This is a genomic window from Aminomonas paucivorans DSM 12260 (assembly GCF_000165795.1).
GTDB classification, from domain to species: domain Bacteria; phylum Synergistota; class Synergistia; order Synergistales; family Synergistaceae; genus Aminomonas; species Aminomonas paucivorans.
The window spans coordinates 231,089-255,509 of the sequence record NZ_CM001022.1 but is presented as its reverse complement, the minus strand read 5'-3'; the positions used below and the strand labels follow the sequence as shown (position 1 = coordinate 255,509).

The following is a 24,421-nucleotide window of genomic DNA, read 5'->3' as shown; positions in this document are numbered from 1 at the left end:
GGTTCATGGGTTCCAATCCCATCACAGCAAGAATCAACGGGAAAACCATCACCGCAGAACCGGGCATGACCATCATGCAGGCCGCACGAGCCAACGGCATCCACATCCCGTCCCTGTGCGACCACCCGGCCCTGCCACCCAGCGGCGCCTGCCGCGTCTGTCTCGTGGAGGTGGAGAACAACCCCAAGCTTCTGCCGGCCTGCACCACTCCCCTCACCGACGGCATGGGGGTGCTCACCCACAGCCCCAAGGCCATCGCCACCCGCAAGGCGGTGGTGGAAATGATCCTCATCCGCCATCCCCTGGACTGCTTCTCCTGTGAATCCAACGGTCGCTGCACCCTGCAGGATCTGGCCTACGAGCTGGGCATCGAAAAGTCCCCCCTGCGGGACGAGGGCGACGTGAACACGGACATCCCCCTGGACGACACGAACCCCTTCTACGTCCGGGACATGAACAAGTGCATCCTCTGCGGCCGGTGCGTCCGGTCCTGCGACTGGCAGTCGGGCTACCACGCCATCGACTTCCAGCACCGGGGCATCCACACCGCCATCAACCCGCCGGTGGGGGTGAAGCTGGAGGATTCGGACTGCGTCTTCTGCGGCCAGTGCGTCCAGGCCTGTCCCGTGGGCGCCCTGGTGGAGAAAAAAACCATCGGCCAGGGACGGTCGTGGCAGACCCAGGTCGTCCGCACCACCTGCCCCTACTGCGGGGTGGGCTGCCAGCTGGACCTCCACATGAAGGGCGACCAGATCACCCGGGTCACCGGGACCCCCGACGGCATGCCCAACCGGGGACGTCTGTGCGTCAAGGGGCGCTTCGGCTACGACTTCATCTACTCCGACGAACGCCTCACCAAACCCCTCATCCGAATCCGGAAAGGGGAAAAGAAAAGCCCGGAAGACACCTTCCGTGAAGCCAGCTGGGACGAAGCCCTCGGCCTGGTGGCATCCCGATTCAAGGAGGTGATCGAAGAGCACGGCCCGGATGCGGTCGGAGGGGTGAGCTGCGCGCGCAGCATCAACGAGGATTCCTACAGCATGCAGAAACTCTTCCGCATGGTCTTCAACACGAACAACATAGACCACTGTGCCCGGGTCTGACACGCTCCTACAGTAGCGGGGCTACTGTCCAGTTTCGGAGCGGGCGGCATGACCAACACCATCGGGGAGTACGCCAAGGCGAAGCTCCTCTTCTGCATCGGCACCAACATGACGGAGGCCCATCCCGTGGCGGCCACGTACCTGAAGAACGGGGTCAAGACGGGGACCAAACTCATCGTGGTGGACCCCCGCAAGCAGGAGCTTGCGGACTACGCGGACATCTTCGCCCAGCTTCGGGTGGGGACGGACATCGCCTTCCTCAACGGAATCATGCACGTGCTGATCCAGGAGGAACTCTACGACAAGAAGTTCGTGGAGGAGAAGTGCGAGAACTTCGAGGCCCTGGCCGCGAAGGTGGCGGAGTACCCCCCCAAGCGGGCAGCGGAGATCAGCGGCGTGCCCGAGGAGACCATCGTGGAGATCGCCCGGATGCTCGGGACGGTGAAACCCGCCATGGTCATCTACACCCTGGGCATCACGGAACACAACACGGGGAAGCGGAACGTCATGTCCCTGGCCAACCTCCAGATGCTCCTGGGCAACATGGGGGTGGAGGGCGGCGGCGTCAACCCCATGCGGGGACAGAACAACGTGCAGGGGGCCTGTGACATGGGGGCTCTGCCCAACATGTACTGCGGCTACCAGAACGTGGACAAGCCGGAGATCAACGAGAAGTTCGCCCGCTTCTGGGGGGTGGAGAGCCTGCCCTCCAAGCCGGGCCTCAAGATCGCCGAGATGACCAACGGCCTCACCACGGACCGGCTCAAGGCCTTCTGGATCTTCGGGGAAAACCTGGTGGCCACGGAACCGGACGTGGAGCACATCGCCCACTGCCTCAACTCGGCGGAGTTCCTGGTGGTCCAGGACATCTTCCAGAACGAGACCACCCCCTTCGCCGACGTCATCCTCCCCTCCGCCTCCTGGTGCGAGGACGAGGGCACGTACAGCAACACGGAGCGCCGCATCAGCCGGGTGCGCAAGGTCAAGGAAGCTCCGGGAGACGCCAAGCCCAACTGGTGGATCTTCAAGGAGACGGCCAAGCACTTCGGCCACCAATGGCCCTCCGACAGCGGCCAGGAACTGTGGGACAACGAGATCTCCCTCCTGTGCCCCGCCTTCGGGGGCATCAAGTTCCACCGCCTGGACGCCATCGGCGGCATCCAGTGGCCCTGCCCCTCCGAGGACCATCCCGGAACGCCCATCCTCCACGTGGACGGGAACTTCTCCCGGGGGAAGGGCAACTTCCAAGCCATCGACTGGGTGCCCGGCGCCGAGCAGCCCGACGAGGAGTTCCCCTTCGTCCTCAGCACGGGACGCCGCCTGACCCACTACCACTCCCGCACCCAGACGGGGCGGGCCAAGGGGCTCAACGAGCGGATGCCCGAAGAGCGGGCGGACATCTCCGTGGAGGACGCCCAGGCCCTGGGGATCGTCACCGGGGAGACCATCCGGGTGAAGTCCCGCCGGGGAGAGGTGCGCATCAAGGCCAACGTCACCAAGCGCATGCCCCGAGGCATGGTCTGGATGACCTTCCACTTCTGGGAGACCAACTCCAACCGCCTCCTGAGCGGGGACGTGAAGACCTTCGATCCCGATACCCTCACGCCCTCCTACAAGGCCTGCGCTGTCAAGATCGAGAAGATCGCGGTATGAACTACGGGCGTTTCGCCTCCTACGAGGACTTCCTGAAGGAGTTGGAGCAATTCCACGGGAAGATGGCGCCGGGGGGCGTCCTGGGGCTCCAGATGGTCAATCTGGCCTGGGAGCTTCTTCCCCCGGGCATCGAGATGGACGTGATCTGCGAGACCCGCAAGTGCCTCACCGACGCGATCCAGCTTCTGACCCCCTGCACCGTGGGAAACCACTGGCTGAAGGTGGTGGACACGGGGCGGTTCGCGGCGGTGTTCTACGACAAGAGGACGGGGAAAGGGGTCCGCATCTCCCTGAGCACGGAAAAGCTCAAGAACTTCCCGGTCATCCACGACTGGTTCTTCAAGCTCACCCCGAAAAAGGACCAGAGCCTGGAGGCCATCCTGGGGGAGATCTGCCGGGCGGGGTACGACATCCTGGACCATCGCCCCGTGCAGGTGGACCCCCAAGTCTTCAAGCCCCGGGACAAGACGCCCCCGGTGGTCTGCCCGATCTGCGGGGAGGCCTACCCCCCCGCCCACGGCGACCGATGCCGGGGATGTCAGGGGGTCACGGACGGCACCTTCCGCTGACGCCCCCGAGGCGCAGAGCCGCCCCCGAACCGGGAGCGGCAGGATCCGGAACCACAAAGGAGGGCCTCCCCGGCCGGGGAGGCCCTCCTTGTTCCTTGACCTTGCGCCTTTCGCGCTCCTTCCCTGGAGTCGCCGAAGGGCTACCGCCGCTTCAGGGCCAGCAGGGGCAGCAGGATCAGCACCGCCAAGGGGGCAAAGCCCAGACCGGAGCAGCCGCCGCCCCCGCCGCCGGAGGGCGCCCGGGTGGGGGTCGCGGTGCCCGCGCCCGTGGGCGTGGGCGGGGTGGCCCCCATGGAATTGGCCACGTCCAGCCGTCCGTTCTTCCAGAAGGTGCCGCCTACCGTGTTCCCCGATGTCAGGATCATGGTGCGGATCTCCGTGGTACTCCGAGTGGGCTGGGCAGCCATGAGGAGAGCCGACGCCCCCGCCACGAAGGGCGTGGCCATGGAGGTACCGCTCATGTTGCCATAGCTCCCCTTGGACACGGGGAGAGTGCTGTAAATCCCGGTCCCCGGAGCGGCCAGATCCACCCAGTTGGGGCTGTAGTTGGAGAAGACGGACTTGACATCACCAGAATCCGTGGCCCCCACCGTGAGGGTGTTGGTGTACCGGTAGCACGCCGGGTAGGGGCGCTGCCCCCGGTAGTCCGCCGTGGGGTCGCTGGGATCCGACCCGGGACCTCCGGGGCTGTCGATGTTCTGGTACTCGTTGCCCGCCGCGATGGCCACCAGGATCCCCGCGTCGCTCATGGCCTGGATTGCGGTACCGTAGGCGTCCACCCCGACGGGAGGGGTATTCCATCCTCCCAGGGACATGTTGGCCACCCGGACGTTGAGCCCCCGGGCCTTCTGGGCCAGGATATAGTCGATCCCCGCGATGGTGTCCGTGTTGTAGGCGCGATAATCCCCTGGCCCGAATTCGGAGAATACGTTCACCGCCAGGAGCTTCACCGCCCAGTTCACCCCGCAGACCCCCGTGTCGTTGTTCCCCACCGCGCCGATGATCCCCGCCACATGGCTCCCGTGATCGTCCACGTCCATGGGGTCCGTTCCCACGGTGCCGTTGTTGTAGAACCGCTTGCCGTAGAGGTTGTCCTTGTCCCGGCCCATGTTGCCCGCCAGGTCCGGGTGGTTGTAGTCGATCCCCGTGTCGATCACCGCCACATACACCGGATCCGCCCCCGCCAGGGGTCCCGTCACGGTGTCCCAGGCGGTGGGGGCGTTGATCTTGGGAAGCCCCCACTGCTGGGAGTAGGACGGGTCGTTGGGGGTCTTGAAGGCCCGGGCCAGGTAGTTGGGCTGGGCCCCCAGGACGGCGGGATTGGCCTTCAGGTCCGCCAGAAGCTGCTCCGTGGTCCGGGTGGAGGACCGAAGGAACACGATGTTCCGCCCCGAGGCGACCGCCACGGCGGCGTAGGTCGCCGCCGTCTTCGCCCCCACCGAGGCGGCCAAGGTATCAGCCTGTCGCGTGAGAGCGCTGCGGAAGGACGAGACGTTCTGAGCCGCAAGGGTCCGATCCGGCCCCTGGAGCACCACCAAAGCCTCTCCCTCCACATATCGGGACGCCCCCACAGCGCGGATCCGTGTGGCTTCCGCAAAGGCCGTCCCCGCCATCAACAGGGCACACACAGCCAACCAGGCTACCCATTTCTTCACAGGCTTCACCTCCGGTTCGTTTGGGTTCCCCCAAGGGGGAACGGATCGTTGCGTGGCGCTTCGGACCCGGGAGACCTAGGGCTTCTTCACGGCCCCCTTGGGCTCCGCCAGCCCTTCCTGCCGGTTGGGGGACACGGACTCCAGGTTGCTGTCCTTTCCCATGCGCTCCAGGAGCTTGCGGGATTCCTCCTCGCTGGTTGCCCCCTTGGAGCTGCGCACGTGGTACATCCCCTTGCCGTTGGTGCGGCCGATGGCATCGTAGACCGTCACCACCTCCAACTGGTACTGATCTCGCAGATACTCCTTCTGGGTGGAGACCAGGGCCTTAAGGGCCACGTCCCTCGCCCCCTCCTGAAATGCCAACACAAAGCTGCTGGGCGGAAAAACCACCAGATACTCCCCCGGTGCCGCCCCTGAGGACGCAGGAGCGGAAGCCTGAGCCCCCACGGAGCCGCAGGGAAGGAACAGGACCAGCGCGAACAGCCAGAACAGGCTCTTGTGGATCATCTCATCGTCTCCCTCCTCTTCGCGAAGCACCGATGCGTCGACATTCCTTCCCAACGGGACATCGCCTTAGCCTTGCAGCGAGATCACTATAGCAGATACCACGCCACGTCACCACGACACAGAGGACAAAAACATCCTTCAGGCTAGACCACGGATCAATGGCGCCGATGCGTCCCCCTTAGGCCCGCCCCCGCAGGGCCACCAGGGGCGCCAGCGCCAGCGCAGCCAGAGTCGGGAGGTCCAGGCCGGAACAGCCGCCCCCTCCGCTGCTCTTGGTGTTTCCCCCCGTGGGGTCCGGGGAGGCGGTGGGCCCCGTCCCCAGGGTGACCCCCCAGACGTTCCCGGTGACGGAGGTGGCGCTGTCGGAGACCCCCACCGTCACGGTGCGGGCCCCCCCGGCGGAGGAGGTGAGGGTGTAGGTGACCCCCGAGGGGATCCGGGCCAGGGCGAAGATGCCCTTGGGGTCGGTGACGTCCGTGAAGGTCTCGCCTCCCCCCGAAGCGGTCACGGTGGCCCCCGCCACGGGGTTGCCCGCCCCGTCCAGGACCCGGCCGCTCACGATCTCCCCGGTCCCCTGGGGGTAGATGTTGTAGCCGCAGCTCTCCAAGGCGGAGTAGGGGTAGACGGTCAGGTCCACGTCGGGGAGGTTGTACCAGGCGTCGTCCTTGCCCCCCCAGCCCAGGTTCAGGTGGTGGTAGGGGGTTCCCCCGTCGTAGCCGTAGCCGTCGCACACCACCGCGTGTCCGTACCGGTCGGAGAAGAGCCACTTCCCGGAGATGCCCAGCACCACGGGGAGGGAGGCGTCCAGGTTCGGGTTGATCATGCGGGTCCGGGCCTCCGGGGCAAGGGAGGTGAGGCTTGCGCCGGAGTAGGCCGTCCGGACCTGGGAGAAGTGGAACACCTCCACGAGGCGCTCCACCCCCTGGATCGCGATGGCGTTGGACCCGCCCTCGGATTGGGTGTTGTAGTTCATGTTCGACGCCACCCCCGCGTCGTGGACAAGGGCGCCGATGGCTTGGCAGGCCGCCTCAAAGACCCCCTGCCCCGGGACAGGGACCATGGCGTCCCAGGCGTAGGGTCCCCCGGACCCGTCCCCTCCCCGAAGGGTCCGGGTCTGGGCGGCTCCCCGGACGGAGATGGGGAAGGATCGGGCCCCCACCCCTTCGGCGGGGTGCCGGTGGGTGTACATCACCTGGGCCAGGGCGGTGGCCACGCAGCCGCAGGGAAGGTTTTCGGGGGTGTAGAGGTTGTAGCAGAGGGGGCCGCCGTCGAAGGCCCCTTCCTGGTTCCACCGGGCCGCCACCAGGGGGGCCACCCGCACGTCCGAGACGCCGCCGACCCCGCCCTTGGCCTGCCCTCCCGACTCCAGGCGACGCCACCTCGTCGTGTGCCCCTCCCCCGAGGCCTTCAGGGAAACGGGCGCGGCGGCCAGGGCGGCGAATCGCCCCTCCAGGTCCCGACGCACCAGGGCCCGAAGGGGGTTGTCCGTGCGGTCGTCGTAGCTCCCTTCGGGAAGGAACGCCAGGATCGGCTCCATCCGGTCGTCCCCGGGGAGGATCACCGTCCCCGCTCCCAGGCGGACGACGTGGAACAGGGTCCGCCCCTTGCCGTCCCCGTAGGAGACCACCGTCCCGGTCCCGGGAAAGGTCTTCTCCCCCAGGCGCTCTCCTCCGGCGGCCCAGTTCCGGGCGACCGAGAGGGCCTGATCCGCCGTGGTGGGGGCCCCGAAGGCCGCGGTTGTCCACAGCAACAGGGCCGCCGCAAGCAGCCCGATTCCCGTCCCTCCGCGATGCTTCGTCGTCATGATTGGGTTCCTCTCCTTCGAGGTAATGGCCCGCCTCCCCCTCGGGGGAGGCGGGCGGACAGGTCAGGGTTTCTTGGGGTAGTAGGCCGGGTCCGGGCGCAGCCACAGGGGGGCCGGTTCCGGATTGCCCCGGCGAAAGAAGGGGGTGTAGTAGTTGAACACCGGGGGGAAGGAGTCTCGGGCCATGCGGGCCCAGCTCCAGTCCCGCCAGAGCCCCTGAGCGAAGGCGTCGAAGGCCCCCCGAAGCCCCTCGTCCTGGAATGGGAAGAGCACCCGGGTCCCCGTCTCCGGGGTCAGGACCCCCAGTCGTTTCACCTCGTCCCGCCAGGTGGAGAGGGCCAGGAGGGCCCGGGGGGCGTCCAGAACGGCCAGGGCCTCCGGGTCCTTCCGCAGCCGGGAAAGCAGGTCGGCGGTTTCCTCTCCGGCGAACTCCACCCGGAACCCCTCCCGGCGCAGGGATTCGACCAAGGGGGCGGAGACCTCGTCCCGGAGGGCGAAGACCTTCCGTCCCTTCATCTTCCCCTTGGCGACGCGGATGTCCCAATCCGTCCGCCCCAGGCTGGTCTCCCCCCGCAGCGGGGAATCCCCCGGGGCGAGAAGCCAGAACTGGAAGGGGAAGAGGGGGATCGAGGCCCGGGTCCCTTCGGGGACCCCGGCGGCAAGGCCGCCGGAAAGGACGCACCCCCGGCCGAAACCCCCGGGAAGCCGTCCCTTCCCCAGAAGGGCCCGAGCCTCCTCCGGGGACACCGGGACCAGCTCGTACCGCACCCCCAGGGACTCGGCGAAGCGGGAGAGCAGCGCCACCTCCAGCCCCGTCCCGTCGTCCCGGACGAAGTTGGCCCCCGGGACGCCGTAATGACGCAGCACCCCTCCCGGGCACTGCTCCCCCCATGCGACCCCGCTCAGGCAGAGCAGCCCCAGAAACGCCGCGCCCCACACCTTTCCTCGGAGCAACGAAATCCCTCCTTCTTCACCCCTTGCAGTCTCTCGGAGTCCCCCCGCCGGGCAGGTGTCCGACGGGCGGACGAAAGGCACGGGACCTTCCCCCTCTCCCTCAGCCCCTCCGGCGCAGAGCGGCCAGGGGAAGGACCACCAGGGCCAGCAAGGGCAGGAACCCCAGGGCGGCACACCCGCCCCCGCCGCTGGAGGGACGCCGGGTGGGAAGAGGCGTGACCGTGAGGGTGGGGTTCGGGTCCGGGGCCGTCCCCAGGAGGACGTTCCACACGTTCCCCGTGGAGGCGGCGCCGTTTTGCGAGACCCCCACCGTCACCGTCCGGGTCCCCCCGGCAGAGGAGGTGAGGGTGTAGGTGACCCCCGAGGGGACCTGGGGCAGGGCGAAGACCCCCTTGGAGTCGGTGAGATCCGTGAAGGTCCGGCCGCCCCCCGCGGCGGTCACCGTGGCCCCCGCCACGGGATTGCCCGCCCCGTCCAGGACCCGGCCGCTGACGATCTCCCCGGTCCCGGAGACGAAGATGTTGTAGCAGAGGTCGTCCACCACATCGAAGGGGATGGCCGCGTCGATGTTCGGCAGGTTGTACCAGGCGTCGCTGGCGCCGCTCCACCCCAGGTTCAGGTGGTGGTAACCCGTCCCCGCCTCGTAGCCGTAGCCGTCGCAGACGATCTCGTGGCCGCTGCCGTCGCTGGTCTGGGTGAGCCCCAGGAGGACCGGGTACCCCGCGTCCAGATTGGGGTTCACCATGGCCCGGAGGACGCTGCCCGGGACGTTGGTCCCGTAGGCGCCGCTGAAACCCAGCACCGCGTTGCCGTAGCCGAAGGCCCCCACCAGGGCGTCCCGGGCGTCCTCCGTGCCCGTGCCGGATTCCGCGCTGCTGTAACGCATCTTCGCCGCCACCCCCGCATCGTGGGTGAGGGCGCCGATGGCCTGACAGGACGCGGAGGTGATCCCCGGCCCCGGAACCGCGATCATGGCATCCCAGACATAGGGGCCTCCGGCCCCGTCGCCCCCCCGCAGGGCCCGGGTCTGGTCCACCCCGTTCACCCGGATGGGGAAGGAGGGGGTGCCCACCCCCGCCGCGGGATGGCGGTGGGTGTACATCACCTGGGCCATGGCGGTGGCCACGCAGCCGCAGACCAGGTTCTCCGGGGTATAGAGGTTGTAGCAGAGGGGGCCGCCGCTGTAGGCCTCCGCCTGATTCCACCGGGCCGCCACCAGGGGAGCCACCCGCACGTCCGAGACGCCGCCGACGCCGCCCTCGGCCTGCCGTCCCAACTCCAGGCGACGCCATTTCGTCTCGTTGCCCTCCCCCGCCCCCTTCTCCGAGGCCCCACCCGAGGTCAGGACAGCGAAGCGTCCCTTCAGGTCCCGCCTCACCAGGGCACGGAGGGGGTTATCCGTGCGGTCGTCGTAGCTCCCTTCGGGAAGGAACGCCAGGATGGGCTCCACCCGGTCGTCCCCGGGAAGGATCACCGTCCCCGCCCCCAGGCGGACGACGTGGAACAGGACCTGCCCCTTTCCGTCCCGGTAGGAAGCCACCGTTCCGGCCCCGGAGGAGGTCTTCTCCCCCAGACGCGCCCCCGCAGCGGCCCAGTTCCGGGCCGCCTTCAGTGCCTGTTCTCCCGTGGTGGGAGCCCCGAAGGCGCAGGACGCCCAGAAAACAAGACACGCCCCCAGAAGCCCGACCCCCCAAAACCCGCGTCTACGTCGCACCATCCCAACGACACTCCCTTCCCCTCTTCCCGGATCCAGGCCATCCATCGCTCCTCGGATCCCCAGTCCCCGTCCCGCTGCGCCCTCCCTGGTCCCTTGCCGCTCCTTTTTCTCTAGGACGCCTCTCCTTCGTTCCGGTCCACCAGACTGCGGCGCACCAGGCCGATGTTGTCCATGATGCGCCGCGTGGTCTCGGGACGGTTCATGGTGTACAGGTGGATCCCCTCGACCCCCCAGGAGAGGAGGTCGATGATCTGGTCCGTGGCGTAGGCGATCCCCGCCTCCGCCAAGGCGGCGGGGTCGTCGGCGTAGCGGGCCAGGATGCGGGCGAACCGGGGGGGAAAGGCCACGCCGCAGAGGGAGAGGATGCGCTGCACCTGCTTGGGGTTCAGCACCGGGAAGACCCCCGCGCAGATGGGCACGGTCACCCCCAGGGCCCGGACCTTCTCCACGAACCGGTAGAACAGCTCGTTGTCGAAGAAGAGCTGGGTCACCAGGAAGTCCACCCCCTCGTCCACCTTGGCCTTCAGGTGGAGCAGGTCCTGCTCCGGGTCGGGGCACTCCAGGTGCCCCTCCGGGTAGGCCGCTGCGGCGATGGAGAGGTCGTCCCCGAACCCTCGGCGCAGGTGCCGGATCAGGTCCGCCGCGTGGGGGAAGGCGGGGTTCGGGGGCAGGACTCCGTCCAGGGGGGGATCCCCCCTCATGGCCAGGACGTTGCACACCCCTTCGTCCATCAGGTCCTCCGCCATCTCGTCCACCTCCGCGGGGGTGTGGGCCAGGCCGGTGAAGTGGGCCATCACTTCCAGACCGAAGCGGTTCTTCACCGTGGAGGCGATGTCCCGGGTCAGGTCCTTGGTGCTACCCCCGGCGCCGTAGGTGACGCTGACGAAGTCCGGGTTCAGGTCCCGGATGGCCCCCAGGGTGGCGTAGATCCCCTCCACCGGGGTTCCCGCCTTGGGGGGGAAGATCTCGAAGGAAACCACGGGCTTCTTCGCCCGGAACAGGTCGCGCAGGTGCACCGGCAACGCCTCCTCCGCAGGGTTTGCCCCGGGCCGATGCCCGGGGAAGGGGTGCTTTCAGAAGGGATCAGCGGCGGGCCAGAAGCTGCTCCACCAGGCGGGCGGCCCCCACGGCGTCGGAGGAGGTGCCGTCGGCGCCGATGGACTCGGCGTACTGGGGGCTCACCGCCGCCCCCCCCACGATGATGCGGTAGGCGGCCCCCCGCTCCCGGGCGCCCCGGATCACCGCCTCCATCTGGGGCACCGTGCTGGTCATGAGGGCCGAAAGGCCCACCACGTCCGCCCTCTCCGCCTCCGCCGCCTCCAGGATGCGCTCCGCCGGGACGTCCTTGCCCAGGTCCACCACCCGGTAGCCGTGGCTGGCCAGCACCATGCCCACCACGTTCTTCCCCAGGTCGTGCAGGTCCCCCTCCACCGTGGCCAGGACCACCGTTCCCTTGGGCTCCTGCTTCACCCCCTGTCGGGCGAGAAGCTCCTCCGCCAGGCGGCACACCCCCCCGGCGGCCTGGGCGGAGGCCAGAAGCTGGGGGAGGAAGGTGTCGCCGCACTCGTAGAGCCGCCCCACCTCCTCCAGGGCGGGGACCACCCAGGAGGACACCAGGTCCAGGGGGGAGGTGCCCCGGTCCACCAGGGCCCGGGCGGAGGCCTCCGCCCCCGCCGGGTCCCCCTCCAGGATGCAGCGGGTCAGGGGCTGCTCCCCCCCCTTGGCGGGTTCGCCCCGGGAGGCGCCCCCCGATGCGGGAACTCCCTCGGACCAGCCCGGAGCGAAGGCCAGATAGCGCCGCAGCCCCTCGTCCCGCCCCCTCAGGGCATCCGCGGCGGCCACGGTGGCGAGGAGCCGCTCGTCCAGGGGGTTGCAGAGCACCGCGTCCAACCCCGCCTCCATGGCCATCACCAGGAAGGTGCGGTTCAGCAGACCCCGGGCGGGGAGGCCGTGGGAGATGTTGCTGATCCCCAGCATGGTGTGCCCCCCCAGCTCCCGGATGCACCGCAGGGCCTCGCAGGTGGCCAGGGCGTTGCGAGGATCCGCTCCCAGGGCCAGGGTGAGGGGGTCCAGGAGGATCCGCTCCGGCCCCAGGCCCCGTTCGGAAGCTCGAAGGAGCACCCGCTGGGCGATGGCCACCCGGTCGTAGGCCCGCTCGGGGATGCCCGACTCGTCGATGGTGAGCACCGCCAGCACCGCCCCGTACTTCCAGGCCAGGTCGATACCCCGCTCCAGGGCCTCCGCCTTGGCGGTGACGGAGTTCAGCAGGGGCACCCCCACCGCCTCCCGCAGCCCCCGCTCCAGCACCGTCGGGTCGTCGCTGTCCACGGAAAGGGGCAGGGACGACGCCGCCTCGGCCACGTGGATCGCCTTCCCCATGGCGCGGATCCGGTCGATCTCCGGCAGCCCCACGTTCACGTCCAGCAGCCCCGCCCCCGCGGCGGTCTGGTCCCGGGCCTCCGCCCGCACGGTGGTGTAGTCCTGCACCCGCAGTTCCTCCCGCAGGGGGGACTTGCGGGACACGTTGATCCGCTCCCCGATGAGCAGGAGGGGGCGCCCCTGCCCCGCCTCCACCACCCGGGAGCGGCTGGCGAAGCGCAGCACCCCCCGCTCCCGCCGCAGGGAGGGGGGGATGGCCATGCCCCCCAGGCGGCGGACCAGGGCGGCGGTGTGCTCCGGGGTGGTGCCGCAGCAGCCCCCCACCACCGCCGCCCCCGCCCGGACCAGGGCCTCACAGGCCCCGGCGAAGGCCTCCGGCCCCAGGTAATCCCGGGAGGAGGGGACCCCCGCGTTGGGGTAGACGAACACGGGAAGGTCCGTGGAGGCCGCCAGGCGATGCACCGTGTCCACGTACTCCTCCGGCCCCACACCGCAGTTGGCCCCCACGGCGAAGGCCCCCACGGCCTCCGCCCAGACCGCCGCCGCCTCCGGGGGGGTCCCGGTGACGGTGGATCCGTCCTTGTCGAAGGTGAAGCTCACCGCGAAGGGCAGTCCCGGGGCCGCCTCCCGGCAGGCCACCGCCGCCGCCTGGGCCTCCTTGAGATCCAGCATGGTCTCCACCAGGAGGAAGTCCGCCCCTCCCCGGGCCAGGCCCGCCGCCTGGGGCCGGAAGGCCTCCACCGCCTCGTCGAAGGTCAGGTCTCCCAGGGGATCCACCAGCCGCCCGATGGGGCCCATGGAGCCCGCCACGAAGGCCCGATCTCCCACGGCCTGCCGGGCCAGCTCCGCCGCCCGGCGGTTGATCTCCTCGGTTCGCCCCTCCAGGCCCCGATGGGCCAGCTTGAGGGCGGACCCGCCGAAGGTGTCGGTCTCCACGATCCGAGCCCCCGCCTCGACGTAGGCCCGATGGATCGCCGTCACCGAATCGGGATTCTCCAGGACCATCTCCTCCGGCAACAGGGGGGGGCGCCATCCCGCAAGGGCCAACTGGGTACCCATGCCCCCGTCCAGGATCACCGGAGAGACCTGCCCCGCGAACAGTCGCTTCACATCCCGCGCCTCCATGGCGACACCCCTTCCGTTTCCCCACGAGCACTCCAAAAAGTCCGTGTTGTCTTGGGATGTTACCGGATGGAACGGGGGGAAACAAGCCGCACCGGGGCTGCGCATCCCCCGTCCCCGCAGAACGGGGGATGCGCGTTCGTCCCGTTTCCCCTAGACTGCGGGGATCCACGGAACCGGAGGAGGCATCCCCTTGAGCGTATCCCCTAGGCACCCCCTGTCCCTTCCCCCCCGGAGGAGGGGGACCCTGTGACCGCCCTGGCCCTTGCGGCCATGGGGGGACGCATCCTCCTGCTGGGGTGGGAGAAGATCGCCTTCAAGCAGATGGGGGAAGGGGAGGACTCCCTGGCGGTGGTGGTCCTCCTGGGGTGGACGGGGGCGTTGCTGCTGCTCCCCTTCGCCTTCTTCGAACCCCTGGCCTCCTGGAGCTTCGTCCCCGCGGCCGCCGCGGCGGCGGGGGTGTACCTCGCGGGGATCCTGCTCTACGTGCGGGCCCTCTCGGAGGGGCAGGTCTCCCTGGTGGGGCCGGTGTACAACTTCAACGTCTTCTTCCTCCTGCTCCTCTCGGTGCTCTTCCTGGGGGAATCCCTCTCCCCCTGGAAGGTGGGAGGCATGGCCCTCATGGTCTGGGGCAGCACCTTCCTGAACCCGGGGGTCAGCCTGGGAGCCTCCCTGCGGGCCCTGGCGGCGAACCGGCCCTGCCGCACCATGATGGTGGCCTCCCTGTTCATCGCCGCGGGACGGGTGGTGGACGCCCGGGTCGTGGGGCTTCTGGCGGAACACCCCCCCACGGTGCCCTACGCCCTGGTCCAGGCGGCCTTCTCGGGGCTCTACGCCCTGGCGTTTCTGGCGGTCCGGCGACGGACCAGCCTTCCCTGGAGGCTACTCCGATCCCGCCCCCGGGCCTGCCTGGTGGCGGGGGCCTGCAACATCTACGCCTACCTGCTTCTCCTTCTGGCCCTGCGGGGGCTGGAGGTGAGCCTGGCGGAACCCCTGTCCATGCTGGGGATCCTGCTCTCGGTGGTGCTGGCCCACTTCGTCTTCCACGAACCCCTGAAGGGGCGCCTCCTGGGCTCCTGCCTCATGCTCCTGGGGGCCTGGGGACTGTTCCTCTAGCAGGCCTTCGACGAGGAAGGAACGGCCCCGGCGCGCAGGAGACGCCGGGGCCGCTTCGTACCTTCGGGCCCCTTGGGGGAAGGGGCCGGGAATGCTTCGCTTCCGATCCGCCCCGTCCTTCCCCCGAGGGCGAGGGAGACCGGGACGGCCGGAGGGTCTACTCCTTGCCCTGGTTCGCGGCGAGGATGCCGAGCTTGATGGGTTTGACGGGTGGCCGGACGGTGCCGGAGGGGACCTGAGCCACGGGACGTCCGGTCATGCGGGCCACCTCCCGGAGGATGATGTCCTGGCAGCCTCGGCCCTGGCACGGGCCCATGCCCACCCGGAGCACCCGCTTCAGTTCGTCGAAGGTGTCGTAACCCTTGGCGATCCAGTCCTGGATCTCCCCCAGGGTGATCTCCTCGCAGCGGCAGATGACGATGTCCCGCTGCTTCTGCTTGACCTCTTCGTTGTCGCACACCGGGCCCTTCTGGATGACCTGGCTCATGCTACTTCACCACCCTTACGGCGCGGACTTGGCCGATCTGGTCTTTCGGAACGCCCACGTGCACCACCAGGGTCCGGTCCTTCCACGGTTCCGTCACCGCCTCCACGGTGCTTTCGCACACCGTGGCGCCGGTCCGGTCCAGGCAGTGCACCTTCTGCCCCTTCTCCGGGCGGGGGAGCATTTCGTGGGGGAGCTTCATGAGGGCCTGGTCCGGGCCTCCCCAGGTGAGGTCCACCACGAAGCACGCCAGCCCCGGGCACTTGGCCACGCACATGCCGCAGCCGGTGCACTTGGCGTAGTCGATCCGAGGCACGTCGTTGATGTCCTCGAAGGGGACCACCGCCCCTGTGGGGCAGCTGGTGTGACAGGGGTTGCAGGGGATCCGCTGGGGGCATTCGATGACCACCAGGCCGTTCTTCTTGGTCTCCCAGAGGTCCTGCGGGGGCAGCACCGCCCCGGGGCGGGTGTCGGTGAGGACGCCGCTGTTGAAGAGTTTTTCGTTGTCCGTCATGTCATTTGCCCTCCCAGGTGTCCACGAGTACCTGGCCGATGCCGGAGCGGATCTTCTCTCCCACTTCTCCCGCCCGGAGGTGGTCCAGGCGCTGCCAGTATTCCTTCATGCCCTCCGCCTTCACGGGAAGGCCCAGGCTCGCGGCGGCGTTCAGGCCCGCGATGCGACCTTCCACCATGGCCGCACTGGCTTCTTCGATCCCCGAGGCGTCTCCGGCGATCCACAGGTCCGGGTGGCTGGTCCGCATGGTCCGGTCCCGCTTGGGGACGTATCCGCAAAGCTGGGGGACGTACTGCATGGCGCATCCCGCCTGCCAGCAGAGTTCCGTGGTGGGCGACAGGCCCACGGCCATGCAGATGATGTCGCAGTCGATGCGCTTTTCGTTCCCGATGCCGCTGCAGGTGTTGTCCACTTCCTGGATGGTGGCCCCTTCGATGACGTCCTTGCCGTAGGCTTCCTTGATGCTGTGCTGGAGGTAGATGGGAACCCCCAGGCGGCGGATCTTGGCGGCGTGCACCCAGTAGCCGCCGATCTTGGGCATGGCTTCCACCACCGCCACCACGTCCACTCCCGCCTGCATGAGCTGGTAGCTGACGATGAGGCCGATGTTCCCCGCCCCCACCATGAGGACCCGCTTGCCCGGCAGGACGCCGTAGACGTTCATGAGGGTCTGCACGGCTCCCGCGCCGTACACCCCCGGAAGGTCGTTGTTGGGGAAGGGGATGAGGCGTTCCTGGGCCCCCGTGGCCACCACGACCTTCTTGGCCTGGACCCGGAAGTACTCCTCTTCTCCCCGCATGGCGGTGATGGTGCCGTCTTCCCGGTAGTACCCCGTGACGGTGGTGTTGGTGTGCACTTCCACCCGATCCCCCGCCGACCGGATCTCCTCCAGGAGGATGTCCGCGATCTTGTAGCCCCGGGTGCCGGCGTACTCGTCCTTGCTCCCGAAGAACTTATGGGTCTGCTTGATGAGCTGGCCTCCCAGCTGGAGGTCGCTTTCCAGGATGGTGACCTTCGCGCCCGCGGAGGCCGCCTCCGCCGCGGCGGAAAGCCCTGCGGCCCCGCCGCCGATGACCAGGATGTCGGTGGTCTTCATTCTCCCCTGCCCCCCTAGGCTTCTTCCAGGGCCACGGTGCCCTTGCCCCGCTGGGTCTGGACGTTCATCCCCGCCGTCAGGGGGGTCACGCAGGTCCGCACGTTCGGAACCCCGTCCACCACCATGAAACAGCTGCTGCACTTCCCGATGGCGCAGAAGAACCCACGAGGACGCTTCATCTCCGGCGTCTCCCGGTAGATCCGCACTCCGTTGGCGTGAAGGGCCATGGCGATGGGCTCCCCTTCGTACCCCTCCATCTCCCGGCCGTCAAACGAAAACTTCACCCGCTGCCCGTGGCGGTACTCCAAGATCGGATGTTCGTCGATCATGCGCATGGACGGAACCTCCTTCCCTCAGGTCCTAGATGTAGGCGGGTTCGAAGAACAGGTCGTTCTCCGCGAACCGGGCCAGACGGAACCGGCGGATGTCCACGAAGGTGGGCTGGCCGGTGACCATCTCCCGGATGAGCCGGCCGCCGCTGGGACCGAACTGCAGTCCGTGGCCGCTCCACCCGCAGTTGATGAGAAGCCCCTCCACGGGCGCCCAGTCGATGATGGCCTGGTGGTCCGGGGTGTTGTCGTAAGGTCCGGACCACTGGCGCACCACCCGGACCCCCGACAGGACGGGGATGCGGGAGAGGACGCTCTTGGTGACCCCCTCCAGGAACTTCCAGGAGTTGCCGCTCTCGGTGGTCTTGGGCTCCCCCGCGTCGTCCCGACCCAGGAAGAAGGACCCGTTGGGGCACTGCTTGAAGTAGGCCCCGTCGTCCAAACAGAGCACCATGGGACACTGGAAGGGCTCCACCTGCTCCGTCACCAGCAGGTTGTGCCGCTCCGGGGACACGGGAAGCTCCACCCCCACCGTGGCGGCCAGAGGGGTGGACCAGGGACCGGCGGTGAGCACCACCTTGTCGGCGTGCCACTCCTCCCCGTTCACCACCACCCCGGTGATCTTGTCCCCCGAGGCCAGGAGGCGCTCCACGGGGCTGTGGGTCTTCACGGTGGCTCCCAGGCGCTCCGCCTGACGGCCGTAGGCGATGGTCATGGTCTGGGGGTTGATGTGCCCGTCCTGATGGCAGAAGGCCGCCCCGATGATCCCGTCCAGGCGCAGATAGGGCCACTTGGCCTTCACCTCGCCGGGGGTCATGATGACCGAAGGGGTCCCCAGGCTGTTCTGGAGATCCACGTTCTTCTTCAGCTGGTCCAGACAGGAATCGGTGTAGGCCACCCACATGTAGCCCCACTGGGCGTAGTCCAGGGGAAGCTCCGCCCCCAGCTCCTCCTCCAGATGGGTGAAGCACTGCACGTTGTACTGGGCCAGGCGGCAGTTCACCTCGGTGCCGAAGTGCTGCCGGATCCCCGCGGCGGAACGCCCCGACCCCCCCGAGGACAGATAGTTCGCCTCGAAGAGGGCCACCTTGACGCCGGCCTTGGCAAGTTCGTAGGCTCCGGCGCAGCCGTGCACGCCTCCCCCTACGATGATCACGTCGGCGGTTCGTTGATGCATCTTCTCTACCTCCCTTTGGACGACCAGACGGGTCCAACCCTCATGACGCCGGGGCACCCTCGAGCCCCCGCGTGCCGATCCCATGCAGCACCCCAAGGGCAGGGAGCCTGCGGACGCGCAAGTCACCCGCTTCGGGACGGGGCGGACGGGACCGTGGTGCATGGCTGGTTTTCAGAAGGGGAAGAAAAGGGCGGGGGGGCGGACCTGACAGCCCCGGGAAAGGCCCCGGGCGTGGTTCAGGCACCCCAGACCGGCGGGAAGGATGGGGCAGCACGGGCGGACGGCGCGACCCAGGGGAGATTCGGTCCCCCTTTGGGTGGACAGAAAGGAAAAAACCCGTTCCATGCCCGCACCCCCTTCCCTCGGCTCTGGGGAACACCGGGGATTTGATCTTACTCCATACAAGTCGGGCATTCAATAGTTTGTCTAATTCACAATAATTCAACCGTTGTTTCGTAACCCTCCGATTCTTCTGTCTTCGACCCGAAAAAAAAAGGCGGCCCCGAAGGGCCGCCGGGAAGGGACGCGGAACCCCCTAGTGGTGCCGAAACAGCTCCACCAGGGCCATGCTGGTCTGGGGCACGTAGGTGAAGAGGAGCAGGCACAGGATCATCACCGCGATGAGGGGCATCACCTCCCGGGAGATGTCCTCGATGGACTCCCCCGAAACGGCGGACCCCACGAAGAGGTTGATGCCGTAGGGCGGGGTGATGAACCCCACCGCCAGGTTCACCGTCATGATGAGCCCGAAGTGCACCGGGTCGATGCCCAGCTGGGTCACCACGGGCAGCAGGATGGGGGTGAGGATGATCACCGCGGCGATGTTGTCCACGAAACACCCGATGATGAGCAGGAACACGTTGATGATCATCAGGGTGGTGACGGGACTGGAGGAGACGGACAGAAGCCATTCCCCCATCATGGCAGGGATCTGGGCCATGGAGAGGTACGCGGCGAAGGCCATGGAGAGGCCGATCATGAAGGACGTGGCTCCGTTCACCAGCACCGCGTCCTTCAGGGCGTCGTAGAGGGTCTTGAAGTCCAGCTCCCGGTAGACGAACTTGCCGATGAACACGGAGTAGACCACCGCCACCACCGCCGCCTCCGTGGGAGTGAAGATCCCCCCGTAGATGCCCCCCAGGATGATGATGGGGACGATGAGGGCCCACACCGCCTCCCGGAAGGCCTTGCCCACCCGGGCGAAGGAGGGGGGCTCGGCGGAGCTTTGGTAACCCCGCTTTCGGGCGGTGAAGTAGCACACCACCATGAGAGCAATGCCGATGAGCACCCCCGGCACGACCCCGGCGATGAACAGCTCCCCCACGGAGGCGCCGGACACCACGGCGTAGATGACGAAGGGGATGGAGGGGGGGATGATGACCCCGATGGTCCCCGCGGCAGCGGTGACGGCGGTGGCGAAGGCCCCCGCGTACTTCCTCTCCCGCATGGCGGGGATCATGAAGGATCCGATGGCGGACACGGTGGCGGGGCCGGAGCCGGAGATGGCGGCGAAGAACATGCAGGCCAGGACGGTGACCATGGCCAGGCCGCCCACGATGAAGCCCACCAGGGCCTCCGCCAGGGCCACCAGGCGTTTGGAGATTCCCCCGTAGCTCATGAGGGCCCCCGCCAGGATGAAGAAGGGGATGGCCAGGAGGGGGAAGGAGTCCAGGGCGGAGAAGGACTTCTGCGCCAGGATCACCAGGGGGATGTCGCTGGTGAGGGCGAAGCTGACGGCGGTGGCCAGCCCCAGGGTGATGCCGATGGGGATGGACAGGGCGATGAGGACGATGAGCAGTCCGAAGAGGATGAGGGCTTCCACGGGATCAGACCTCCTTGGGGGTGGCGAGGGCCTCGGCCAAGACCCGCCGAATCTCCCCCACCAGACGAAGGGCCATGAGGCCGCAGCCCACGGGGACGGAGGCGTAGGCCCAGGAGATGGGGATCTGCATGGCCGCGGAGGTCTGGCCGCTCTGGGCGAGGAACGAGGTCATCTGGTATCCCTGGTAGGCGAGAAAGCCGCTGAAGCCGAACCAGACCACCAGCACGAAAAGTTCGAAGACCAGCCGGGCCCGCCCCTTGAAGCGGTCCGCCAGCATCTCCACCCGCAGGTGCCGGTGCTCCTTCACGGCGTAGCTCGCCCCCAGCCAGGTCTGCCAGAGGAAGATGTACCGGGCCAGCTCCTCGCTCCAGGAGAGGGAGTTCTGGAACACGTACCGCATGACCACCTGGAAGAACACCAGGACCACGTTGAACGCCAGGCTCCCCACCAGGAGGTACTCCTCGGCGTTGTCGAACCATTTTTTGAGCATCACGGGATCCCTTCCTTGAGGGGCCCGGAGGCCCCGGTGATCCGCCCCCCGCCGCGGGGGCAGGGGGCGGAGGGTGGCTCAGGAACTACTTCTCGTTGGCGACCTTCTTCGCCGCCTCCACCAGGTCCGCGCCGAGCTGGTCCTTGAACTGATCGTACACGGGCTGGGTGACCTTCACGAAGGCGGCCTTCTGCTCCGGCGTGAGGTCGTTGATCTGCATCCCCGCCTTCTTCAGGTCCGCCAGGAACTTCTGCTCCTGCTTGTCCGACAGCTTCCGCTGCTCCGTCACGTAGCGCCGGGCCGCGTCGGCCACCACCTTCTGGAGATCCTTGGGGAGCTTCTCGAAGAAGGCCTTGTTGGTGAGGAGCATGGTGGCGCTGTAGACGTGCCCGGTGAGGGAGTAGAACTTCTGCACTTCGTAGAACTTGGAGGTGTAGACCAGGGAGATGGGGTTCTCCTCCCCGTCCACGGTCTTCTGCTGCAGCGCCGTGTAGAGTTCCCCGAAGTTCATGGGGGTGGGGTTGGCGCCCAGGAGCTTGAAGAAGGCGATGTGCATGGGGTTCTCCATGGTGCGGAGCTTCAGGCCCTTCAGATCCGCGGGCTTGGTGACGGGACCCCGGTTGTTGGTGACGTGGCGGTAGCCGTTCTCCCCGTAGCCCAGGTTGACCATCCGCAGGGGGGGCAGGAGGGCGTCGATCTTCTTGCCCAGTTCCCCGTCCAGGGCCTTGTAGGCCGCCTTCTTGGACTTGAAGAGGAAGGGCAGGTCGAAGACCTGGAAGCGCTTCTCGAAGCCCGCCAGGGCGGAGGTGGCGGGGATGGCCATCTGGATGGTCCCCAGCTGCACCGACTCGATGAGTTCCCGGTCTCCCCCGAGCTGGGCGTTGGGGTACAGCTCCACCTTGATCCGGCCGCCGGACTTGGACTCCACGTCCTTCTTGAACACGTCCCGCATGATGATGTGGTCCGACTGGGTCTCCGGCAGGATGTAGCCTACCTTGATGGTGACCTCCGCCTTGGCGGCGAAGCACGGAACGGCGGCGAAGCAGAGCAGGGCGGCCACCAGGGCCAGTGCGACGAACACGCGGTTCTTCAACATCCCAATCCCTCCCGTTTTTCCATCTCCCGCCCCGAGGGGCGGCTGGACGCCAGGTTCCGGGCGCGTGGAGCTTTCACGGTGCGCGGCTTTCCGGGATCTCCTCCCTCCGCGAAGGCGACGGCCTTCTCCTGCTCTTCCTCAGACCCGGGGACGCCGGACCAGGATCTCCTGGGCCTCCCCGTCCACCCGGACCCAGTCCCCGTCCCGGATGATCTCGAAGGGGTCCGCCTCCACCCGATCCACCATGGGCTCCCCCACCACCACGGCGGAGGAGACCAGCACGGGCTCCGTCTCCCGCACCACGATGGCGGCGGGGAGGGTCTCCTTCACCGAGAGCTGGTAGAACCCGTCCACCTGCACCACCGAGCTGCCCTTGCCGGACTGGAGCACCAGCACCTTCCCGGCAATGCTCCGCCCCTGGAGGGGGTGGTTCTTCTCGATCACCGTCCCCGTCTCGGGATCGCAGAGGTAGAAGCACATGGCCTCCCGGGAGACGATGGCCTCCCCCTCCCCGGATCCCTTGACGATGCTGCGGCAGCGATAGCGCTTTTCCTCGTACTCCAAGGCTAGATCTCTCCCTTCACGGCGGCTTCCACGCACTCCCCGAGGCGCCGGATCACGAAGGGCTGCCCCCGCCTCTCCCGGTAGTACATGCACTTGGGGGAGTCCGTGACCCCCAGCCCCCCCTCGAAGGACTTCCAACAGGGCTCGTCGATGCAGGTATCCGGCACCAGCCGGGCCCCGGAGGCCTCGATGCGGGCCAGTTCGCCGCTTCGCCGGGCCAGCTCCATGGCATCCCCGGAGGTGAGCACCCAGAAGGGCACGGAGACGGTGCGCCCCGCCAGGAGGCGATCCAGCTCCCGAAGCTGGGCGTAGGAATAGTGAGGACACCCCAGCATCACCAGGTTGATCTTCCCGCCCTTCTCCGAAAGCTCCGCCTCCTGTTCCTCCAGGTTGCGGTCCGTCACGGAGAGGCTCCCGGCGGGTCTGTGCCCCCCGAAGGCGACGGCCTCGTCCGGAGCCTCCGGGGTAACCCCCAGGATGTGGTACAGGGGGACCGCCCCGCTGGTGTTCAGCTCCGCCCCCAGGTAGAGCAGCGCCTCCGGGGAGGGACGTCCCTGAAGGTTTCGGAACCGGAACACCGGCACCTGGGCCCCCACCCGCTTGCCCACGTACCAGCCCAACAGGCCCCAGTCGTAGGGCTCCTTCGGCGCAGCCTCCACGTCCACCAGGAACGTCCCCAGCCGGTTCTCCCGGAAGTGCAGGCCGTAGAGGGGGGTGATCCCGGTGACGGCGGAGGCCAGGGCGCTCACGGAGGACTCCCGGTTGGAACGGGCCCCCAGGACGGAGTTCACGTAGGGGGTGGCGCTGGACTCGGAGAAGGCCACGTGCTCCCCGAAGGTGGGCACGTTCCCCGCCAGCTCGGGGGTGCAGCAGAAGGTGAGCACCGCCCCGATGCGGCGGTACACGTCCACGGTGCGCAGGGCCAGGTCCAGCTCCCCGGGGGTCACGTCGTAGTGCCGCGTCAGGGTCTGGGTGTCCCAGGCGGGGTTGGTGGTGGGGGGGACCACCGCGCGAGCCCCGCCGTTCACCAGGAGTTCGCACCAGTAGGTGTCCCCCTCCTGGCCGCTCAGGGCCACGTGGGTCCGGCTCACGGGGATCATCTCCTCCGCATCGAAAGCCTTCCCCAGGGCCACCAGCAGCTCCATGGCCTTCTGGACCCCCGGCCCCCGGGAACCGTCGTACATCCGTTTCTGTTCGTCGCTGAGTCTCACCCGTCACGCCTCCTCGGGGCCTTTGCGCCCCCTTTGTGTCTTGTCTTCAACCCACGGCCTCCACCGAATCTTCCACCGGCAGCCCCTGGAGCACCCGGACGGCATTGGTCGTCGCCCGGGTGCGCAGCTCCAGGAAGGACTGCTCCGAGAGGTAGGAGATGTGAGGGGTCACCAGGATGCCGGGACAGTGGAACACCGGGTCCGACAACACCGGGGGTTCGGTGCGGATCACGTCCAGATAGGCCCCGGCGAGACGCCCGTCCCGCACCGCCGCCACCAGGGCGTCCTCGTCCAGGATGGGCCCCCGAGCGGTGTTGACCACGGTCGCCGAGGGCTTCATCCACCCCAGCTCCCGGGCCCCCACCAGCCCCTCCGTCTCCGGGGTCAGCTTGGCGTGGATGCTCAGGAAGTCCGCCTCCCGGAAGCCCTGCTCCCAGGAGACCCGCTCCGCCCCCGCCGCCGCGAAGGCCTCGTCGGACACGTAGGGATCGAAGGCCAGCACCCGCATCCCCAGGGCGGCGGCCTTGCGGGCGGTGGCGCTGCCGATGCGCCCCAGTCCCACCACGGTGAGGGTGGACCCGCAGATCCGGCGCGCCGGCCTCTCCACCGCCTGGGCGCCCCAGATGCCCCGCCGAAGGGCCTCCCCGTAGGCGGTGATGCGTTTGTTGGCGTGGTAGAGGGAGGCGAGGACGTGGTCCGACACGTCCTCCACACAGTACCCCGGCACGAAGGTCACCTGGATGCCCCGCTCCCGAGCCGCCTCCGTGTCCACCCGGTCGAAGCCCCCGCCGAAGACCGACACCACCCGGCAGCGCCCCATCCGCTCCAGGGTCGCCCGGGGCATCTCCACGTAGATCTGGCAGAGCACCGCGTCGGCTTCCGCGCCGAAGGCCTCCAGGTCCGCGGCGTAGTCGTTCCCGGAAAAACGGATGTCGCACCCCGGAAAAGCCTCTTCCAGCAGTCCCGTCTCCACGGAGTAGTCCGGCCACTCCTCGTCGATGATCCAAACAAGCGGTTTCCAGCCCATCCTTCCGTCTCCTTCCCTGTCCGCCCCCGATC

Annotated in this window: 22 protein-coding genes; 3 read left to right on the top strand and 19 right to left on the bottom strand. The window is 68.2% G+C overall.

Annotated elements, in window-relative coordinates:
• Positions 1-5 precede the first annotated feature (5 nt).
• Together fdhF and APAU_RS01135 are read left to right on the top strand one after the other, a co-directional pair.
• Complete coding sequence (gene fdhF / locus APAU_RS13740; RefSeq protein WP_083806712.1) at positions 6-2,756, top strand: formate dehydrogenase subunit alpha; 2,751 nt, start codon at positions 6-8, stop codon at positions 2,754-2,756.
• Positions 2,753-3,325, top strand: coding sequence for an FmdE family protein (locus APAU_RS01135; RefSeq protein ID WP_006299812.1), 573 nt, complete (start codon positions 2,753-2,755; stop codon positions 3,323-3,325). Before fdhF ends, APAU_RS01135 begins: the two co-directional genes overlap by 4 nt.
• A 140-nt stretch (positions 3,326-3,465) precedes the next feature.
• On the opposite strand, the gene APAU_RS01130 is transcribed toward APAU_RS01135, so the two are convergent.
• The 7 genes from APAU_RS01130 to APAU_RS01100 form a co-directional block, all read right to left on the bottom strand.
• Positions 3,466-4,953 carry a S8 family peptidase gene (locus tag APAU_RS01130; RefSeq protein WP_198004020.1) on the bottom strand — a complete coding sequence of 496 codons (1,488 nt, stop codon included), beginning with the start codon at positions 4,951-4,953 and terminating at the stop codon, positions 3,466-3,468.
• A 102-nt stretch (positions 4,954-5,055) separates the two neighbouring features.
• Positions 5,056-5,487, bottom strand: a complete 432-nt coding sequence (locus APAU_RS01125; protein ID WP_006299810.1) for a hypothetical protein — start codon at positions 5,485-5,487, stop codon at positions 5,056-5,058.
• Positions 5,488-5,665: 178 nt separating this feature from the next.
• Positions 5,666-7,291: a C10 family peptidase gene (locus APAU_RS01120; RefSeq protein ID WP_006299809.1), complete on the bottom strand. Its 1,626-nt coding sequence runs from the start codon at positions 7,289-7,291 to the stop codon at positions 5,666-5,668.
• 63 nt (positions 7,292-7,354) lie between these two features.
• Positions 7,355-8,245: a type 2 periplasmic-binding domain-containing protein gene (locus tag APAU_RS01115; protein ID WP_006299808.1), complete on the bottom strand. Its 891-nt coding sequence runs from the start codon at positions 8,243-8,245 to the stop codon at positions 7,355-7,357.
• A 100-nt stretch (positions 8,246-8,345) separates the two neighbouring features.
• Positions 8,346-9,962 (bottom strand): C10 family peptidase, encoded by a 1,617-nt coding sequence (locus tag APAU_RS01110; protein ID WP_006299807.1) that lies wholly within the window; start codon positions 9,960-9,962, stop codon positions 8,346-8,348.
• A gap of 110 nt (positions 9,963-10,072) precedes the next feature.
• Entirely contained in the window at positions 10,073-10,978 is a 906-nt protein-coding gene (locus tag APAU_RS01105) for a methylenetetrahydrofolate reductase (protein ID WP_006299806.1), read from the bottom strand.
• 67 nt (positions 10,979-11,045) lie between these two features.
• Positions 11,046-13,451 (bottom strand): homocysteine S-methyltransferase family protein, encoded by a 2,406-nt coding sequence (locus tag APAU_RS01100; protein WP_006299805.1) that lies wholly within the window; start codon positions 13,449-13,451, stop codon positions 11,046-11,048.
• 261 nt (positions 13,452-13,712) lie between these two features.
• Here APAU_RS01100 and APAU_RS01095 point away from each other — a divergent pair, with 261 nt between their 5' ends.
• Positions 13,713-14,579 (top strand): EamA family transporter, encoded by an 867-nt coding sequence (locus APAU_RS01095; protein ID WP_006299804.1) that lies wholly within the window; start codon positions 13,713-13,715, stop codon positions 14,577-14,579.
• 157 nt (positions 14,580-14,736) lie between these two features.
• Here APAU_RS01095 and APAU_RS01090 read toward each other — a convergent pair whose 3' ends face one another.
• From APAU_RS01090 to APAU_RS01040, 12 genes are all read right to left on the bottom strand, one after another.
• Positions 14,737-15,066, bottom strand: a complete 330-nt coding sequence (locus APAU_RS01090; protein WP_006299803.1) for a (2Fe-2S)-binding protein — start codon at positions 15,064-15,066, stop codon at positions 14,737-14,739.
• Between the two features lies 1 nt (position 15,067).
• Positions 15,068-15,577 (bottom strand): 4Fe-4S dicluster domain-containing protein, encoded by a 510-nt coding sequence (locus APAU_RS01085; protein ID WP_006299802.1) that lies wholly within the window; start codon positions 15,575-15,577, stop codon positions 15,068-15,070.
• A gap of 1 nt (position 15,578) precedes the next feature.
• Entirely contained in the window at positions 15,579-16,673 is a 1,095-nt protein-coding gene (locus tag APAU_RS01080; RefSeq protein WP_006299801.1) for an NAD(P)/FAD-dependent oxidoreductase, read from the bottom strand.
• A 14-nt stretch (positions 16,674-16,687) separates the two neighbouring features.
• Positions 16,688-17,008 (bottom strand): (2Fe-2S)-binding protein, encoded by a 321-nt coding sequence (locus APAU_RS01075; RefSeq protein WP_006299800.1) that lies wholly within the window; start codon positions 17,006-17,008, stop codon positions 16,688-16,690.
• 25 nt (positions 17,009-17,033) lie between these two features.
• Complete coding sequence (locus tag APAU_RS01070) at positions 17,034-18,263, bottom strand: NAD(P)/FAD-dependent oxidoreductase (RefSeq protein ID WP_156789390.1); 1,230 nt, start codon at positions 18,261-18,263, stop codon at positions 17,034-17,036.
• 87 nt (positions 18,264-18,350) lie between these two features.
• Positions 18,351-18,524 carry a hypothetical protein gene (locus APAU_RS13185; RefSeq protein ID WP_006299798.1) on the bottom strand — a complete coding sequence of 58 codons (174 nt, stop codon included), beginning with the start codon at positions 18,522-18,524 and terminating at the stop codon, positions 18,351-18,353.
• A 190-nt stretch (positions 18,525-18,714) separates the two neighbouring features.
• A complete protein-coding gene (locus APAU_RS01065; RefSeq protein WP_006299797.1) occupies positions 18,715-20,001 on the bottom strand; it encodes a TRAP transporter large permease in 1,287 nt (428 codons plus the stop codon).
• A gap of 4 nt (positions 20,002-20,005) precedes the next feature.
• A complete protein-coding gene (locus tag APAU_RS01060) occupies positions 20,006-20,491 on the bottom strand; it encodes a TRAP transporter small permease (RefSeq protein WP_006299796.1) in 486 nt (161 codons plus the stop codon).
• A gap of 85 nt (positions 20,492-20,576) precedes the next feature.
• Positions 20,577-21,587 carry a TRAP transporter substrate-binding protein gene (locus APAU_RS01055; RefSeq protein ID WP_006299795.1) on the bottom strand — a complete coding sequence of 337 codons (1,011 nt, stop codon included), beginning with the start codon at positions 21,585-21,587 and terminating at the stop codon, positions 20,577-20,579.
• A gap of 138 nt (positions 21,588-21,725) precedes the next feature.
• Positions 21,726-22,151 (bottom strand): aconitase X swivel domain-containing protein, encoded by a 426-nt coding sequence (locus tag APAU_RS01050; protein WP_006299794.1) that lies wholly within the window; start codon positions 22,149-22,151, stop codon positions 21,726-21,728.
• A 2-nt stretch (positions 22,152-22,153) separates the two neighbouring features.
• A complete protein-coding gene (locus APAU_RS01045) occupies positions 22,154-23,362 on the bottom strand; it encodes an aconitase X catalytic domain-containing protein (protein WP_006299793.1) in 1,209 nt (402 codons plus the stop codon).
• Positions 23,363-23,408: 46 nt separating this feature from the next.
• A complete protein-coding gene (locus tag APAU_RS01040) occupies positions 23,409-24,389 on the bottom strand; it encodes a C-terminal binding protein (RefSeq protein ID WP_006299792.1) in 981 nt (326 codons plus the stop codon).
• Positions 24,390-24,421 lie beyond the last annotated feature (32 nt).